This window comes from Bradyrhizobium commune (assembly GCF_015624505.1).
GTDB classification, from domain to species: Bacteria; Pseudomonadota; Alphaproteobacteria; order Rhizobiales; family Xanthobacteraceae; genus Bradyrhizobium; species Bradyrhizobium commune.
In genome coordinates this window covers 2,381,521-2,398,641 of the sequence record NZ_CP061379.1, presented here as the reverse complement: position 1 = coordinate 2,398,641, position 17,121 = coordinate 2,381,521, and the positions used below count along the sequence as shown (strand labels likewise).

Below are 17,121 nucleotides of genomic sequence, written 5' to 3'. Positions count from 1 at the left end.
TGAGGGAGGACTGTAATGAAGAGCGAAATCACCGGCATCACGCGGGCCAATGAGGGCCTCCAGGGAATTTCCTGGAACATCCTCGGCCAGACTTATGTGCCGAAGAGCAATACCGAGAACAGCTTCTCCTGGCATGCGACATTGCCGCCGGGCACGTTCGTGCCACCGCACATCCATCCCGACCAGGATGAGTATCTCTACATGCTGGAGGGCAAGCTCGACTTCATGCTCGGCAATTCCGAGGCCCAAGCGACCCCGGGCGACCTGATCCGGCTCGGCATGGGCGTGCCGCATGGCATCTTCAACAAGTCGGACCAGACCGCGAAGGTGTTGTTCTGGGTCTCGCCGACCAAAAAACTGTTCGACCTGTTCTGGGGCCTTCACAACATGAAGGAGCAGAAGCCGGAGGACGTGGTGGCGATGGCCGCGGAGTTCAACATCCACTTCCTGCCGCCGCCGCCTGGCGCCGGATAGCGGCGGGCCTTAAGCGCGCACTGCCGCAAGTCCTGGCACTGCGGCGAAGCCGGCCTTGCTGGCATAGCCGCGCACGATCGCCTCGCGCTGAGAATAGCTCAGCACATTGTCGACATTGTCGAAGCCGTCGGGCGCGAGCTGCTCGACGGCGTCGATGACGCCTTCGGGGCCGCCACGACGGTTGGAGCGGACGATCTCCGCGGTCATCGGCAGGCGCTTCTTCTCATATTCGACCAGCGCCTGGCGCGGATGCTCGGCGCGCACCAGCGCGTCCGCGAGGCAGCGCGCGTCGAGGATCGCCTGCGACGCGCCGTTCGAGCCAACCGGGTACATCGGGTGCGCGGCATCGCCGAGCAGCGTGACGCGCCCGGACGACCAATAGGGCAAGGGATCGCGGTCGCAGGTCGGATATTCGTAGAATTCGGGCGTCGCCGAGATCAGGCTCTTCACGTCGATATAGGGCACGGAGAAGCGCGCCACATGCGGCATCAGCTCCTCGCGCCGGCCCGGCCGCGACCAGTCCTCTTTCCGCGGCGGCGGCGCGTTGCCCTCACCGACCTTCACCAGCACCGCCCAATTGGTCAAGCGGCTCGCCGGGCTCGATCCCTCCGCGATCGGGTAGACCACGACCTTGGCATTGAGGCCACCGGCCACGATCATCGATTTGCCGGAGAGGAACAGCGGCCAGTCGCGCGCGCCGCGCCACAGCATCAGGCCGTTCCAGCATGGCGGCCCCTCGTTTGGAAACAGTGTGTCGCGCACGCGTGAATGAATGCCATCGGCACCGATCAGGATATCGCCACGCGCGGTGTGGATGTGCGAACCGGTGCGATCGAAAAAGTACGCCGAGACGCCGCCCTCATCCTGAGTGAAGGAGCCGAGCCGGCAGCCAGTGTGGATCGCCTCGGGCCCGAGCCGCTCCTCGACGGCACGATGGATGACACTCTGAAGGCGTCCGCGGTGGATCGAGAATTGCGGCACATCGTGGCCGGCATCGATGCCACGGGCTTCGCGCCAGACCTCCTGGCCGTGGCGGTTGAGGTAATAGAGCTGGTCGGTGCGGATCGCGACGTCGTCGAGCTTCTGCAGAAGACCAAGGCTGGCAAGCTCTCGCATGGCATGTGGCAGCGTGTTGATGCCGACGCCGAGCTCACGGATGGTGTCGGCCTGCTCGAAAATCTCGCAGGCGATGCCACGTGCCCGCAGCATCAACGCCGTGGTGAGACCACCGATACCGCCACCGACGATAATCGCCTTCATCGCCCTCAACTCCACTCAAAACACGCCAGGCAATGGGTTAAATTGGCACGGGCGGTCACTCTGCCGCAAGCGGCTTTGTCGCCTCCGCCTTGAGCTCCGCCCGGGTCTTGGGCTTAGCCTTAATTCGCAGCTCCTCGAGATCTTGCCTGTCACGCACGCTATTGCGGAAAATCTGATCTTTTCCGGGCAGATATTGCGGCGGGCAGAACGCGTCGTTTGCCCCGTACCAGGCCGCTGCCTTCATGGTGAAGAATGGATCAACCAGATGCGGGCGGCCGAGAGCGACGAGATCCGCCCGGCCGGCCGCCAGGATGGTATTGGCCTGGTCAGCGGTCGTGATGTTGCCGACACACATGGTGGCGACGCGCGCCTCGTTGCGCACCTGGTCGGAGAACGGCGTCTGGAACATGCGCCCATAGACCGGCTGCGCGTCGCGCACGGTCTGGCCCGTCGAGACGTCGACGAGATCGACACCAGCCTCGGCAAAGGCGCGCGCAATCGCCACGGCATCGTCGCCATCGATTCCGCCCTCAGCCCAGTCGGTCGCCGAGATACGTACCGACATCGGCTTGTGCGAAGGCCACACCGCGCGCAGCGCCTCGAAGACCTCGAGCGGGAAGCGAAGGCGGTTTTCAAGTGAGCCACCATATTCGTCAGTGCGCGTGTTGGTCAGCGGCGAGATGAAGCTCGCCAAGAGATAGCCGTGGGCACAGTGCAGTTCGAGCATGTCGAAGCCGCAGCGCTCGCCGCGCTCGGCCGCTGCGACAAAGGAGTCTCTCACCGCGCTCATGCTCGCGCGATCAAGCTCGCGCGGCACCTGGCTGTCGGGGAAATAGGGGAGCGGCGATGCTGAGACCACGTCCCAGCCGCCTTGGTCTAGGGGACGATCGATGCCGTCCCACATCAGCTTGGTCGCGCCCTTGCGGCCGGCATGCCCGAGTTGCAGGCAGATTTTTGCAGCCGAGTTGCCGTGGACGAAATCCACAATGCGACGCCACGAAGCTTCCTGCTCGTCATTCCACAGGCCCGTGCAGCCGGGGGTGATCCGGGCGTCGCGGCTGACGCAGGTCATCTCCGTGAAGATCAGTCCGGCGCCGCCGATGGCCCGCGAGCCGTAGTGCACGAGGTGAAAATCGCCCGGGATACCCTCCTTCGCCGAATACATGCACATCGGTGACATCACGGCGCGGTTGGCGATTTCCATCTCCCGCAGGCGGAATGGCTGGAACAGCGGGACCATCGGCTTGTCGGCATTGACGGCGAAGCCATTGCTACGCGCCTGCTTGGCGAATGACTTCTCGACTTCGGCCACGAAATTGGGCGCGCGGAGCTTGAGATTGTCATAGGTGATCGCCTTCGAGCGCGTCATCACGCCGAAGGCGAACTGCACGGGATCGAAATCCCAGAAGCGGTCGACGTGCTCGAACCAGACCAGCGAGACGTCGGCGGCATGCTGGGTCTTCTCGACCTCCTCGCGGCGGCCGTGCTCATAGACCTCGAGCGCCGCTTTGATGCTGGGCACCTTTTCCATCGCCTCAGCCAGCGCGATCGCGTCTTCCATCGCGAGCTTGGTCCCCGAGCCGATCGAGAAATGGGCGCTCGCCTTGGCATCGCCAAGCAGCACCATGTTGTCCTTGACCCAGCGCTTGCTGCGGATCATCGGGAAATTGCGCCACATCGAACGGTTGGTGAGCAACTTGTGCCCATCGAGGAACCAGCCGAAGATCTCGGCCATGCGTGCTGCAGATTGGGTCTCGTCCAGCCCGGTCAGCCCTGCCCGCTCGAACGTCTGCGGATCGGTCTCGAAAATCCAGGTCGAGTGCCCGGCCTCGTACTGATAGGCGTGGGCGATGAAGGGGCCCCACTCCGTCTCCTGGAAGATGAAGGTGAAGGCGTCGAGCGGCCGGGTCGATCCCATCCAGGCGAACTTGTTTGCGCGGAGATCGACCTCAGGCTGGAAATGATCGAGGTATTTCTCGCGGAAGCGGCTGTTGATGCCGTCGGCGAGCAGGATGAGATCAGCAGCGGCGAAGCGCGCCTCATCCTCGACATCTACTTCGAAATGCAGGACGACACCGAGCTCGCGCGCCCGCTCCTGCAGGATCAGCAGCAGCTTTTGTCGCGAGCAGCCGCAAAAGCCGTTGCCGCCGACCCGATGAACCGTGCCGCGGAAGTGCACGGCGATGTCGTCCCAGTAGGCGAATTTCTGGGTGATGCGGCGGTAGCTCGGAAGATCGTGCTTCTCGAAATTGTCGAGCGTGGCGTCGGAAAACACCACGCCAAAGCCGAACGTATCGTCGGCGCGATTGCGCTCATACACCGCGATGTCGGCGCTCGGCCGCTGCTTCTTGAGCAGGATCGCTGCGTAAAGACCTGCAGGTCCACCACCGATGATCGCGACTTTCATAGGAGCCTCGCCAATTGACCCGGCGAAATTATTTTAACCCTAAAATAATTTCGCGCAAGTCCCCGCTGCAAGCCTCCCCGCCGGAAAGCCTCACCGGTTTAGTCGCCCCTGAAGACCGGCTTGACCTTGTTAGCGAAGGCCTCGAAGGCGCGCTCGAAATCGGCGGTCGTCATGCACAGCGCCTGGGCAACGGCTTCAGCCTCGATCGCCTCCTCCACCGACATCGCCCATTCCATCGCCAGCATCCGCTTGGTCATGGTGTTGGCAAAGGTCGGCCCTTCCGCGACCTGCCTAGCCAGCAGCTGCGCCTGGAGCAGCACCTGCTCCGGCGTCACGATGCGGCTGAAGAAGCCCCAGCGCTCGCCCTCCTCCGCGGTCATGAACCGGCCCGTATAGAGCAGCTCGGAGGCGCGCGACTGTCCGATGATCCGCGGCAGGATCGCGCAGGCCCCCATGTCGCAGCCGGCTAGGCCGACCTTGTTGAACAGGAACGCCACCTTCGCCCCGCTCGCCGCGAGCCGTATGTCCGACGCCATGGCGACGATGGCGCCGGCGCCAGCGCAGATGCCCTCGACCGCGGCAACGATCGGCTGCGGGCATGCGCGCATTGCCTTGACGAGGTCACCGGTCATGCGGGTAAAGGCCGTGAGCCCCTTGGTATCCATCTTCACGAGCGGCCCGATGATCTCGAACACATCGCCGCCGGACGAGAAATTACCGCCGGCACCGGTGACGACGACGGTCTTCACCGCATCATCGAAGGCGCAGGCACGGAAGAAATCGGTGAGTTCCCGATAGCTTTCGAAGGTCAGCGGATTCTTCCGCTCCGGGCGGTTGAACGTCACGGTCGCCACACCGTCGACCACGGCCAGCAGGAAATGCTGCGGCGAATAGTCCGCAAGCGGCACGGTCACGGGATTGGCTGGTCTGCTCATGCGATGTCCTTCCTTGTTCCGGGCCGTCAGATCTCGCCACCGGCGACAGCAATAGCCTGTCCGGTGATCGCGCCTGCGCCCTCGCCACATAGCCAAAGCACGGCATCCGCGACCTCCCGCGGCGTGACCAGACGCCCCTGCGGATTGTGCTTGGCAAGCTCGGCGATCGCCTGCTCGCGCGTCCGGCCGGTCTTCTTCATGATGTTGTCAATGCTGCCAGCGACCAGATCAGTGTCGGTGAAGCCGGGACAGACCGCATTCACGGTTATGTTGCTGCCGGCCATCTCGAGGGCGAGCGAACGTACTAGACCGACCACCGCGTGCTTGGCGGCGACGTAGGCGCTGACATAGGCATAGCCCTTGAGTCCAGCCGTCGATGCGACCGCGACGATGCGGCCATAGGGGCGATCCTTCATCCCGGGCAGCACAGCGCTAATAGCATGGACCACACCCATGAAATTGACGTCCATCATGCGCGCAAACAGTGCGCCGTCTGATTTCGCGAACGGCGCCGACTCGGCGCTGCCGGCGTTGGCGATCAAGATATCGATCGGCTTGCGCGTATGCGCTTCAGCAATGGCTGCCTTCAGCGCGGCTTCGTCCGAGACGTCGGCGACGGCTGCAAAATGGGCAGCTCCTGCATTGACGGCCTCTTCGAGCGTTGCCGCATTCCGGCCGAGCACTGTCACCGTCGCACCGGCCTGGACAAGCGCTGCCGCAATCGCACGACCGATACCGCGACCGCCACCCGTCACCAGTGCGTGCGGCGAATGCGGCAATCCGGACATGCGCTGGCTCCCTGACATGGCTAAAGGCCCAAGCTTCGATATATTTTAAACTTCAAGCTTTTGCAATGAAGCGTGTTTTTCCACGGGGAACGGACGCGTGCGGTACGACCGGCCTGAAAATTGCTTTAAGTATAAAATTATCGCTTCCCATCGCCCGCAAGCCTGTTAGCATCGCCGGGCCAAGCAGAAGGATGTCGCGTGTCGCAGCCTGCGCCAATGATAACAAAGGACGGACGCTTCGCCTATGAAGCTGCGGGAGATCCGGGCGCGATTCCTTTGATTTTCCTCCACGGCATTGGCGGCGCGGCGCGGGCCTGGCGGCAGCAACTTACGACCTTCGGCGATCGCTTCCGCGCTATCGCATGGGACATGCCGGGCTATGGCGGATCAGCGCCGCTTGCCAGCGTCAGCATCGCTGCCCTTGCGGATGCGCTCCAGCAATTCATCGAGCAGCTCGGCGCAATAAAGCCCATTCTGATCGGCCATTCCATCGGCGGCATGATCGTCCAGAAATGGCTGGCGCAATCTCCGACATCAGCGCGCGCCGTCGTTCTCGCGCAAACCAGCCCGGCCTTCGGCAAGGCCGATGGTGACTGGCAGAAATCGTTCATTGCGGCGCGGCTGGGACCACTCGATCTCGGCGAGACGATGAAATCGCTGGCGCCTTCGCTGGTGAAAGACCTTGTCGGCGACGATCCGGATCCGATGGGGATGGACGTCGCGCGGGAGTGCATGGCGAGCGTCCCGGAGGCGAGCTATCGCGCCATGGTGCTGGCCTTGATCGGGTTCGATCAGCGCAGCACGCTCAAGGATATTTCCGTGCCGACGTTGCTGTTGTCCGGCTCGAAGGACAACAATGCGCCGGCACCGATGATGGCGAAGACGGCGACCTACATTCCCTCTGCCGAATATGTCGAGCTCGCCGGCATCGGCCATCTCGCCAACCTCGAGCGCCCCGATGCCTTCAACGCGGCTCTCGGCCCATTCCTGAATTCCGTCGTGACCAAAACGTAAGGTGACTGCCCCATGACGATGCAAGTCAGCAAGACGATTGGGACGAGCGACAAGATCGCACTCGATGCGCCGATCTTCGACCCCGTCGCATTCCGACTGAGCGACGAACAGGCCGGCATCATCGCCCGCGCCCGCGAGATCGGCCAGAGCGTGTTCGCCGGCCGTGCCGCGACCTACGATCGCGAGGCGGTCTTCCCGACCGAGAATTATCGCGACCTCCATCGCGTCGGCCTGCTCGGCATCGCCGTCCCCAAGAAGCATGGCGGGCTAGGCGCGAACTACCAGACCTATGCGTTGGCGGCTGCCGAGATCGGCCGCTATTGCGGCGCGACCGCGCTCACCTGGAACATGCATGTCTGCTCGACCCTGTGGTCGGGCCCGCTCGCTGACGATCTCGACATGGATATCGAGACCCGCGCGGAGCACGAGCGGCGGCGAGCGGTCCACTACAAGAGAATCGTCGAGGACGGTGCGATCTATTCGCAGCCCTTCTCGGAAGGCGGTGCGGCGGCCGCAGGCGGCGTTGCCTTCGGAACGGAAGCGAGGCCTGTCGAGGGCGGCTGGATCGTCAACGGCAAGAAGATCTTTGCGTCACTCTCGGGCCATGCTGATTATTACGGCGTGCTCTGCACCGAGATCGAGGAAGGCGAGAAGGCCTCGCGCCGTAACACGCTTTACCTCGCCATTTCCGCGAAATCACCGGGCGTCTCGGTCGTCGGCGATTGGGATCCGCTCGGCATGCGCGGCACGGTCTCGCGGACGCTGCTGTTCAAAGACGTCTTCGTGCCTGAGGATTCGGCGCTGATGCCGCGCGGCGTCTATTTCCAGGCCGCGATGCGCTGGCCGCACATGTTCCTGACGCTGTCGCCGACCTATATGGGCCTCGCGCAAGCGGCTTACGATTTCACCGTACGTTACTTGCGCGGCGAGGTGCCGGGCATGCCGCCGGTCAAGCGCAGGATGTACCCGACCAAGCAGATCGCGGTCGCGCAGATGCAGATCAAGCTCGAGCAGATCAAGTCGATCTGGTTCCAGGCGGTCACTGAGGCCCGCTCCAATCCGAGCAAGGAGCAGGTGTTGCGGGCCTACGCGGCGCAATATTCGGTGATGGAAGGCGCCAATGAGCTTGCGACGCTCGCGATCCGCACTTGCGGCGGACAAGCCATGCTTCGCTCGCTGCCGCTAGAGCGGATCTATCGCGACAGCCGCTGCGGCTCGCTGATGCTGCCCTGGACGGCCGAGCTCTGCCTCGATCGCATCGGCCGCGAGGCGCTGTACGAGGCCGGCGAAACGGACGACTGACGGTGGACCTCTGTAGTCTGATCGATCGCAACGCGGCGTTTGCGCCAGACAAGACGGCCATCGCCTTCGAAGGGGAGCGGCTGAGCTACGCGGCATTCGCCGCACGCATCGAACGGACGGCAACGGCATTGAAGACGGAGCTCGGTGTCGGCCGCGGGGATCGTGTCGCGATCCTGAGCTTGAACCGCCCGGACTATCTCGTTCTTCTCTATGCCTGCGCGCGGCTCGGGGCGCTACTGGTGCCCCTGAACTGGCGGCTGGCGATCGCCGAGCAGCTCTTCATTCTCGCCGATGCCGGCGCCAAGGTTTTAGTCCTCGAGCAGGCCTTCGAAGGTGTCCTCGCCGAACTCGCGCCGGCGACGGCCGTCGTCGGGCTCGACTTCACGCCACCGCATGGCGCGACCTTTGAGGCTCTGCTGGCGCATGGCGAGGGCAGCGGACGAAATCCGCATACCGATCTCTCCTGCCCGCTCCTCATTGTCTACACGTCCGGAACGACGGGACGGCCGAAAGGCGCGGTGCTGCGCCAGGAAGCCCTGTTCTGGAACGGCGTCATGAGCCAGCATATGCACAACATGACGTCCGACGATCATGTGCTGACGGTGTTGCCGTTCTTCCACGTCGGCGGTCTCAACATCCAGACGACGCCCGCGCTCCAGCTCGGCGCGACTATCACGATCCATGCTCGCTTCACGCCCGATACGGCGCTTGCCGCCATCGCGCAGGAGCGACCGACGCTGACAGTGATGGTGCCCGCGATCATTCAGGCGGTGAGCGACCATCCCGCCTGGGCCGCAGCCGACCTCTCTTCGCTAAAGGCTGTTACCACCGGCTCGACCATCGTGCCGCCGCATCTGATCGACCGCTTTGTCGCGCGCGGCATTCCGGTGCTTCAGGTTTACGGCTCGACGGAAACCTGTCCCATCGCGGTCTATACGCGCCTTGGCGGCAATCTCTCGCGCGTGGGATCGACCGGCCTTGCCGGCCTGTGCTGCGAAGCAAAGGTGATCGATCAAGCAGGCCGCGAGGTGCCGGCGGGCACGCCGGGCGAAATCGCAGTGTGCGGCCCCAACGTCTTCTTCGAATATTGGGGCAATGGGGACGCCACACGCGATGCGCTGCAAGACGGCTGGTATCGCACCGGTGATATCGGCCTGTGCGACGCGGATGGCTATTTCTGGGTCCGCGACCGCAAGAAGAATATGATCATCTCCGGCGGCGAGAATGTCTATCCGGCCGAAGTCGAACGGGTCCTGCTGGAACATCCCGACGTCAGCGAGTGTGCGGTGGTCAGCAGGCCGGATCCGCGCTGGGATGAAGTGCCGATCGCCTATGTGATCCGGCGATCCGGCTGCCGTCTCGAAGCCGACGAGCTGCGCGTGCACCTTCAGGCCCAACTCGCCCGCTACAAGATCCCGCGCGACATCGTTTTCGTCACTGACCTGCCGCGCACGGCGCTGGGCAAGGTCCAACATTTCCTGCTGAAGCAGCTTGATGCGCAGTCGCGCGCGCAAGGAGAGGCATCTTGAAGATTGCGGTTCTGGGTGGGGGAAACGGCTCTTTCGCGGCCGCAGGCGACTTTGCGCTATCGGGGCATGAGGTCAGGCTCTGGCGCCGCGATCCGGATCAGGTCGTAGCGCATCGCGCGGCCGGCTCGCGCATCCTGGTGAAGGATCATAGTGGGCGCCACGACGTCAGGCTCGCGCTGGTCACGACGGACATTGCCGAAGCCGTCGGCGGCGTCGAACTGATCCTGTGCCCGGCCCCCGCTTTCGCACAGCCGGACATCGCCCGCCTGCTCGCCCCGCATCTGCGGGATGGCCAAGTGGTATTTCTGCCGCCGGCGACATTCGGCTCGATGATCTTTGCACAGGCCGCAAGAGAGGCCGGCAACCGTGCCAAGGCCAGCTTTGCCGAGACCGGGACGTTGCCGTGGCTAACGCGCAAGCACGGGCCGTTCGAGGTCGCCATCACCATACGCGCCAAGCGACTGCCGGTTGGGGTTTTCCCGTCCGATCAGGCGTCGCATGCACTTGAAGTGATTGGACGCGCCTTTCCCGACGTCATCGAGCCGTGCGGAGATGCGCTCTCCGGCGCGTTGATGAATGCAGGACCGATCATCCATCCGCCGCTTATCGTGATGAACGCAGGCCCGATCGAGCATTTTGAACGCTGGGACATTCACAAGGAAGGCACGCAAGCCGCAATCCGTCGCGTCACCGACGCGCTCGATGCCGAACGGATCGCGGTGCGCGAGGCGCTCGGATACGGTACACCGCATTTCCCACTCGCCCATCACTACGCCAAGGAAGGCGAGATCTGGATGTATGGCCGCGGCTCGCACGACCGCCTGACCGATTCCGGCGACTGGCGCGAACGTATTGTCCTGACGGAGCACCGATACATGCGCGAGGATTTGCGGCTTGGACTGTCGCTGCTGGTGTCCACCGCTGGGCTGGCAGGCGTCACCACGCCGCTGGCGAAGGCCTTTCTGGCGATTGGCGGTGCAATCTGCGGGGAAGATTTTACGCAAGGCGGGCGAACGCTCGACGCGCTGGGCCTCGGCGGTCTCCACAGGGCCGAATTGCAGACGCTGCTTCGCGAGGGATTCTGATCGATGACCACCCGCGCCAACATCGCCTGTCTCGGAGCCGGCCGCATGGGCCGCGGCATCGCCGTTGCGTTCGCCTACGCGGGACACAGAGTCACGATGATCGACGTCAAGCCTCGCTCCGTGGAGGACTTCGCCAAGCTGGAGGCGGACGCGCTCGGCGAAATCAGGAAGACCTTTCTCAGCCTGTCGAAGCTGGGACTGCTCGCCGAGGCAGACATAGCAACTCTGATCGACCGGATTTCAATGGTACCGGCCAGCCAAAGCAGCGTCCCATTGTCGGATGTCGGTATGGTCTTCGAGGGCGTCCCCGAAGTTGTCGAGCTCAAGCGCGAAGTTCTAGGGACGGCCTCAAGGCAGGTGAAGCCGGACACCATCATCGCGTCAACAACGTCCACCATCCTGGTCGACGATCTCTCAGGCGCGATCGAAAACCCTCGCCGCTTCCTCAATGTCCATTGGCTCAACCCGGCTTATCTAATTCCGCTGGTGGAGCTTTCTCCCGGCAAGGCGACCGATCCTGTCATCATCGACGAGGTCAAGGCATTGCTGGAAGGCATCGGCAAGGTGCCTGTAGTCTGCGCCGCCACGCCCGGCTTCATCGTGCCGCGCATCCAGGCGCTGGCCATGAACGAGGCCGCGCGCATGGTCGAGGAAGGCGTCGCCAGCGCGGAGGAGATCGACAAGGCGATCCGCTACGGCTTCGGCTTCCGCTATGCCGTGCTCGGGCTGCTCGAATTCATCGACTGGGGTGGCGGCGATATTCTCTACTATGCGAGCCGCTATCTCGAAGGCGCGCTAGGCAGCGACCGCTATCGCGCGCCCGAGGTGATTGCACGAAACATGCACGAGGGCCGGATCGGCCTGCGGACAGGCGCCGGCTTCCTCGATTATTCGGGCATCGACGTCGACGCTTATCGCACCAAGCGGCTCCAGGCCATGGTCGACCTGCTCCGGCACTTCGAGTTGGCTCGGCCGCCGGTGCTCGATCGCAGCTAACCGAAGACGTCCTGAAGCACGCCATCCCGCACCACCGCGACGCCGTCGAGTTCGATGGTCGTGCTCATCATCGGCAGGTCGAAATGGCCGGCCGTGTAACGGCCGGCAAATTCGTTCGCACCGGTCGAAAACAGGAAGTTGCCGGAGACGGCGCGGATCTCGGTGCCGTTGGTGTCGCGCTGGTCGTACATCGAGAGCGCCTCATAGCGCGCCCCCGGATTCATGCCAAAGCCGACATGCGACACGGCGTAGGCCTCGCGATCACCCCAGGCGGCCAGATAGGCACGCATCATTGCGGCATCGGTGCCCTCGCCTTCCAGCTCGACGACATAATCGTCCTGCAACGTCATCTTCACCGGGGACGTCAGATAACGCTTGAAGGTCAGGTTGATGTCACCGGGCGCCATCACCAGTGTACCGTTGATCGTGCCGCTCTTGGGAAAGCTGACCACAATGCCGCCCGGCCAATGCGCCAGTGTGCCAGGCTTGTCGGTCCACCCCCAGACGCCGACCGTTGAGGCGCCGACCATATCGACGTCGAGCGCGGTGCCGGCCTTTGAGGTGATACGCATCCGCTTGGTCCCGCGCAGCATCTTCGCGGCTGCCCGAACGCGCTTCTCGAGCGCGAGGTCCGGTACCATTCGCTCCAATGCCTCGGGGTGCTCGTTGGAGATGACCAGGATACGCGCGCCGGCCTTCAGGATTTCCGGCGTCTCCACCGCATGCATCAGGCCTTCGATCGTACAATCCACCACAAACCCAGCCTGCTGAAGCGCTGTGATGACTGGGCCTAGCCGTTGGATCGCCTCGCTCGCGCCCGTCGAACGCACCGGCACGACATTGCGATTGCGCGGCGTCGGCATCACCACGTGAAACGGTCGCGCGCCCATCCGCAGCAGAGCAAGCTCCGCCAGATGCACATTCAACGCACGTGACTGGGTCTCGGACAGGATGGCGGCGGTATCACCGGCCTTGACCGCGCATCGCTCGAAAATCTCGCAAAATGCGTCGATCCATTTAGCCTCGATACGGTCCGCCAGCATGATTCACTCCCGGTCTTCTGGTTTCTCGTTCGTTCGGATCACGCTTCGGGGAAGCCCCGGAGCAGGTACGATCGCAGGGCGCCCAACAATCCGTTCAGGATCAACCCCAAAAGCGAGATCGTGATCAACGGCACGAACATGTCAACGGCCTGGAAGGTCCTGGCCGCAGTCACGAGGGCATGGCCCAACCCATCCGTCGATGTGATCATCTCGGCCAGAAACACCACGATGCAGGAAATGACAAGGCCGATCCGGCATCCCGTCAGGATCGACGGCATGGCCGCCGGCAACACAACCTTGAACAGGATCTCGTAGCGCGGCGTTCCCGCCGCCATGGCGGACCAGATCAGCTTTTGCTCGACGGTAGAGGCGCCATAATAGGTCGAAAGCAGGATGGGAAAGAGCGCGTCTGCTGCGACCAATGTGATCTTCGAGCCATGGCCGAAACCAAGGAGAAGCAACAGGGCGGGATACAGCGCAACCTTCGGCAACGGCGCCAGGACGCGCACGATCGGACGCACCACCGCGTTGATTGCCGGATTTGCTGCTGCGGCAATACCAATGCTTACGCCAAGCACAACGGCAATCGCAAAACCGGCAAACAACCGGATCAAGGTTGCCACGATCTCCTGCTGAAAGGTCCAGGTTACGAGCTGCTGGAACAGCCGGCTGAAGACAACTCCTGGCGGAGGCAGCAAGACCGCCGGCGCAAGACCTGACGAGACAAGGCCTTGCCACACCGCGATCACCAGCACGATCGGCGCGATACCGAGGACAATATTCATTGGGACAGGGCGCGATGTCATGAGAAGCTCAGCGGCATGTCGAACTGAGGCTCAGACCAGCGCACGAGGCGCGCGCGGACGCGCTCGAAGATCGCATCGAGGCAAATACCCATCGCGCCGACGATGATGATCATCGCAAAGACAGTGTCATATTGTCCCATGTCCAGCGCATTGAATAGGATGTTTCCCGCGCCGGACTGGCGAGCGATCATCTCGCTGGTGATCATGGTGATCAGCGCCAGAACCAGGCCGGTGCGGCACCCGGTTAGAATCTCCGGGAGCGCGGCCGGCAGCACGATCCGAACCAGACGTTGCAGCGACGAGAGCCCCATTGCCGCCCCCGACCACAGCATCTTCTCCTCGACGGCCTTGGCGCCCTCAAAGCTGTGATAGATCACAGGCAGGCTGACCCCGAGGAAGATCACCAGTATCTTCGTAGCTTCGCCGACGCCGAGCCAGAGCATGATGATTGGCATCAGCGCCGCCTTCGGCACTGGATAGATGATCATCAGCAGCGGATTGAAGAACGCTGCAACCGCCCGGCTACGGCCCATCAGCAAACCCAAAGGAATCGAGAAAAGCACCGCCACGCCAAATCCGATCGCCATGCGGCGCAGCGAGGCCAGGATGTTGATCAGGGATTCTTTGTCACCCAGAATATCCGGGATCGCGCGAATTGCCTCCAGCGACGTCGGAAAGCTGTCGTTCTTCAGCGCGAGTGAGGCGACCTGCCACACTGCCAGCAATCCGATGCAAGCCAGTACTGGAGCCGCACGTTTTACCAGGGCGGCCGACGATATCATGATGCCGATCCGCCTTGGTCGCTTTCGTCGAACATGCGCTCGATGTCAACGACGTATTTCTGGTAGCGCGGATCGAGCAGCAGCTCGTTGCGACGCCTTGGCCGCGGCAGGTCGATGTCGATGATCTGCCGGATGCGGCCGGGAGATTTCGACATCATTACGACCTTATCGGACAGGAAGACGGCTTCGTCGACCGAATGGGTCACGAACAGCACCGTCTTGCGGTCGCGCTCCCAGATATTCAGGAGATCGTTCTGCAACCGTGTCCGGGTGTGAGCGTCGAGCGCGCCGAACGGCTCGTCCATCAACAGGACTTCAGGGTGGTAAGCGAGAGTCCGGGCCAGCGCGACGCGCTGCTTCATGCCACCCGACAGCTCCTTCGGGTAGAAATTCTCGTAGCCCTTGAGGCCGACCATCTCGATCAAGGACCGGCTCTGCGCTTCCGCTTCAGCGGCGTGCACCCCCTGCTGACGCGGCCCATACATCACATTGCCCAGCACTGTCTTCCAGGGAAACAGCGCGAATTCCTGAAACACCGGTCCACGATCCGGACCGGGGCGCGTGATCGCCTGTCCCTTCATCTTCGCAGCGCCGCTGCTTGGACTGACGAACCCTCCGACGATGTAAAGCAACGTCGACTTGCCACAGCCAGACGGTCCAAGGATGGAGACAAACGCACCTTCGTCGATCGTCAGCGAGATGTCCGATAGCGCCAAATGATCCCTGCGCGCCGAGGTCTGAAAAACCTGGGAGACGTGGTCGATCTCGATGATCGCAGAAGCCGGCCTTTGTGACGTCACCGGTCTCACCCATTCACTCGATCTCGAAGGCACAACCCTCATCCGTCTCTCGCTTTACGCTTGTGCAAATACCGCACAACCAACCTGCTGAATGGCCTCCATCAGCGGCAGGAGCTTAGCAAGAAACTTGCCAAACAGGCCGTCATTTCGCACAAGCATGGCTCAATCGAACCATGGCCATTCCGCAGGGCCCTCATGCGTCACGGCTCCGCCGGGCGCCTGACCGACCAGCCGTGCATATTTTGCGAGTGCGCCAGCACGATGGCGTGGCGGCCGCGGCTTCCAATCGCGTTGTCGCGCTACGAGCTCCTGTTCGTCGACCAGCAGATCCATACGGCGGCCGGCGGCATCGATGCGGATCTTGTCGCCGTCGCGCACGAGCGCCAACGGGCCGCCAACGAACGCTTCCGGAGAGACATACCCGATGCACATCCCGCGCGTCGCGCCAGAGAACCGGCCATCCGTGATCAGGGCAACTTTTTCGCCCATGCCCTGCCCGTAAATCAGCGCAGTGACGCCGAGCATCTCGCGCATGCCGGGGCCGCCGACAGGCCCTTCGTTGCGGATCACCAGAACTTCACCGGCCTTGTAGCTGCGCTCGCGAACCGCCGCGACGCAAGACTCCTCATCCTCGAAAACCCGCGCCACGCCTTCGAAGAACTGGCTCTTCAAACCCGCGACCTTGATCACTGCGCCGTCCGGACAGAGATTGCCCTTCAACACCGCCACGCCACCATCGGGCATGATAGGCGCACGAGCCGCGTAGATGATCTCGCCATCCGGCGCATTGGCAGCGCCATATTCCTCGGCGATGGTGCGGCCCGTGACACTCAGGCAGCTGCCATCGATGTGTCCGCTCTCAATCAATTCGCGGATCACGACGGCGGCGCCGCCGATGTCGTAAACGTCCTTCGCCGTGTACTTGCCTCCGGGTCGCAAGTTTCCGATCAGCGGCGTCCTGGCAAAAACCTCGCCAACATCGTCGATGGTGAAGGCGATACCGGCCTCGTTCGCGATCGCCGGCAGGTGCAGCGCGGCGTTGGTCGAACCGCCCGTTGCAGCCACGATCGCCGCACCGTTCTCCAGAGATTTCCGCGTCACGATGTCGCGCGGCAGTGGTCCACCGTGCTCCAGCATCTCCATGATGAGCCGCCCGGCGCGCCGGGATATTTGCGCACGCTCGGCGTAGACGCCGGGCACCATCGAGACATTGGGAATGGTCAAGCCCATTGCCTCGGACACCATTCCCATGGTGTTTGCGGTGAACTGGCCGGCGCAGGCACCGATGGTCGGCAGGCAGGCGCGCTCGATCCGCTCGAGCGTCGCGGCGTCGATCTCGCTAGTCATGAAGCTGCCGACCGCTTCATAGGAGTCGAGAACGGTCAGCGTCCGGCCGTCGATGCGGCCCGGCAGCGAGCTGCCGCCATAGATGAAGATGGACGGTACGTTGCAACGAACCATGCCCATCATGACGCCGGGAAGCGTCTTGTCGCATCCGCCATACCCGATCAGCGCGTCATAGGCGAGGCCATGAACGACTGCCTCGATGGAGTCGGCGATCAGCTCGCGCGAAAACAGGGAGAACTTCATTCCCTCATGATTCATGCTGATGCCATCGGAGACCGAGACGGTCGAGAATTCGCGCGGCGTGCCGCCGGTCTCTTCGATCCCGGTTTTGGCCGCAGCGACCTGGAAGTCATGGGTCATATTGCAGGGCGTTTGCTCGCCCTTCATGCTGACAATGCCGACCATCGGCTTAGCGATTGCCGCGTCGTCGAGACCCATCGCGCGCATGAACGCGCGGTGCGGGGCCCGGTCAAGGCCGTCAGTCGTTATCCGCGATCGCAACTTCTTCATACCTGCATCATCTTCATGCAATGTCCCGCACGTGGCGGGACAT

General features: G+C 63.1%; 15 protein-coding genes. 6 read left to right on the top strand and 9 right to left on the bottom strand.

Annotation, left to right across the window (positions count from 1 at the left end):
- Positions 1 to 15 precede the first annotated feature (15 nt).
- Entirely contained in the window at positions 16 to 474 is a 459-nt protein-coding gene (locus tag IC761_RS11350; RefSeq protein WP_195803323.1) for a cupin domain-containing protein, read from the top strand.
- A 9-nt stretch (positions 475 to 483) separates the two neighbouring features.
- On the opposite strand, the gene IC761_RS11345 is transcribed toward IC761_RS11350, so the two are convergent.
- From IC761_RS11345 to IC761_RS11330, 4 genes are all read right to left on the bottom strand, one after another.
- Complete coding sequence (locus tag IC761_RS11345) at positions 484 to 1,734, bottom strand: flavin-dependent oxidoreductase (protein ID WP_195803322.1); 1,251 nt, start codon at positions 1,732 to 1,734, stop codon at positions 484 to 486.
- 55 nt (positions 1,735 to 1,789) lie between these two features.
- A complete protein-coding gene (locus IC761_RS11340) occupies positions 1,790 to 4,141 on the bottom strand; it encodes a bifunctional salicylyl-CoA 5-hydroxylase/oxidoreductase (RefSeq protein WP_195803321.1) in 2,352 nt (783 codons plus the stop codon).
- 98 nt (positions 4,142 to 4,239) lie between these two features.
- Positions 4,240 to 5,076 carry an enoyl-CoA hydratase family protein gene (locus IC761_RS11335; RefSeq protein WP_195803320.1) on the bottom strand — a complete coding sequence of 279 codons (837 nt, stop codon included), beginning with the start codon at positions 5,074 to 5,076 and terminating at the stop codon, positions 4,240 to 4,242.
- A 26-nt stretch (positions 5,077 to 5,102) separates the two neighbouring features.
- A complete protein-coding gene (locus IC761_RS11330; protein ID WP_195803319.1) occupies positions 5,103 to 5,864 on the bottom strand; it encodes an SDR family NAD(P)-dependent oxidoreductase in 762 nt (253 codons plus the stop codon).
- A gap of 198 nt (positions 5,865 to 6,062) precedes the next feature.
- Between IC761_RS11330 and IC761_RS11325 the strand changes: the two genes are divergently transcribed.
- The 5 genes from IC761_RS11325 to IC761_RS11305 are packed head-to-tail and all read left to right on the top strand — an operon-like array spanning position 6,063 to position 11,790.
- Positions 6,063 to 6,878, top strand: coding sequence for an alpha/beta fold hydrolase (locus tag IC761_RS11325; protein WP_195803318.1), 816 nt, complete (start codon positions 6,063 to 6,065; stop codon positions 6,876 to 6,878).
- Positions 6,879 to 6,890: 12 nt separating this feature from the next.
- Positions 6,891 to 8,180 (top strand): acyl-CoA dehydrogenase family protein, encoded by a 1,290-nt coding sequence (locus IC761_RS11320; protein WP_195803317.1) that lies wholly within the window; start codon positions 6,891 to 6,893, stop codon positions 8,178 to 8,180.
- Between the two features lie 2 nt (positions 8,181 to 8,182).
- Positions 8,183 to 9,709, top strand: coding sequence for a class I adenylate-forming enzyme family protein (locus IC761_RS11315; protein ID WP_195803316.1), 1,527 nt, complete (start codon positions 8,183 to 8,185; stop codon positions 9,707 to 9,709).
- Complete coding sequence (locus IC761_RS11310) at positions 9,706 to 10,794, top strand: NAD/NADP-dependent octopine/nopaline dehydrogenase family protein (protein ID WP_195803315.1); 1,089 nt, start codon at positions 9,706 to 9,708, stop codon at positions 10,792 to 10,794. Before IC761_RS11315 ends, IC761_RS11310 begins: the two co-directional genes overlap by 4 nt.
- A gap of 3 nt (positions 10,795 to 10,797) precedes the next feature.
- Entirely contained in the window at positions 10,798 to 11,790 is a 993-nt protein-coding gene (locus tag IC761_RS11305; RefSeq protein ID WP_195803314.1) for a 3-hydroxybutyryl-CoA dehydrogenase, read from the top strand.
- Here the strand turns inward: IC761_RS11305 and IC761_RS11300 are convergent.
- The 5 genes from IC761_RS11300 to ilvD all read right to left on the bottom strand — a co-directional run bounded on the left by IC761_RS11300 (position 11,787) and on the right by ilvD (position 17,078).
- Entirely contained in the window at positions 11,787 to 12,833 is a 1,047-nt protein-coding gene (locus tag IC761_RS11300; protein ID WP_195803313.1) for a 2,5-dihydroxypyridine 5,6-dioxygenase NicX family protein, read from the bottom strand. The genes IC761_RS11305 and IC761_RS11300 overlap by 4 nt on opposite strands.
- A 38-nt stretch (positions 12,834 to 12,871) precedes the next feature.
- Positions 12,872 to 13,618, bottom strand: a complete 747-nt coding sequence (locus IC761_RS11295; RefSeq protein ID WP_438265111.1) for an ABC transporter permease — start codon at positions 13,616 to 13,618, stop codon at positions 12,872 to 12,874.
- Positions 13,619 to 13,635: 17 nt separating this feature from the next.
- Complete coding sequence (locus tag IC761_RS11290; protein ID WP_195803311.1) at positions 13,636 to 14,421, bottom strand: ABC transporter permease; 786 nt, start codon at positions 14,419 to 14,421, stop codon at positions 13,636 to 13,638.
- On the bottom strand, positions 14,418 to 15,263 hold the full coding sequence (locus IC761_RS11285) for an ABC transporter ATP-binding protein (RefSeq protein ID WP_195803310.1): 846 nt from the start codon (positions 15,261 to 15,263) through the stop codon (positions 14,418 to 14,420). The genes IC761_RS11290 and IC761_RS11285 overlap by 4 nt, the downstream gene beginning before the upstream one ends.
- A gap of 120 nt (positions 15,264 to 15,383) precedes the next feature.
- Positions 15,384 to 17,078, bottom strand: coding sequence for a dihydroxy-acid dehydratase (gene ilvD / locus IC761_RS11280; protein ID WP_195803309.1), 1,695 nt, complete (start codon positions 17,076 to 17,078; stop codon positions 15,384 to 15,386).
- Between the last annotated feature and the right edge of the window lie 43 nt (positions 17,079 to 17,121).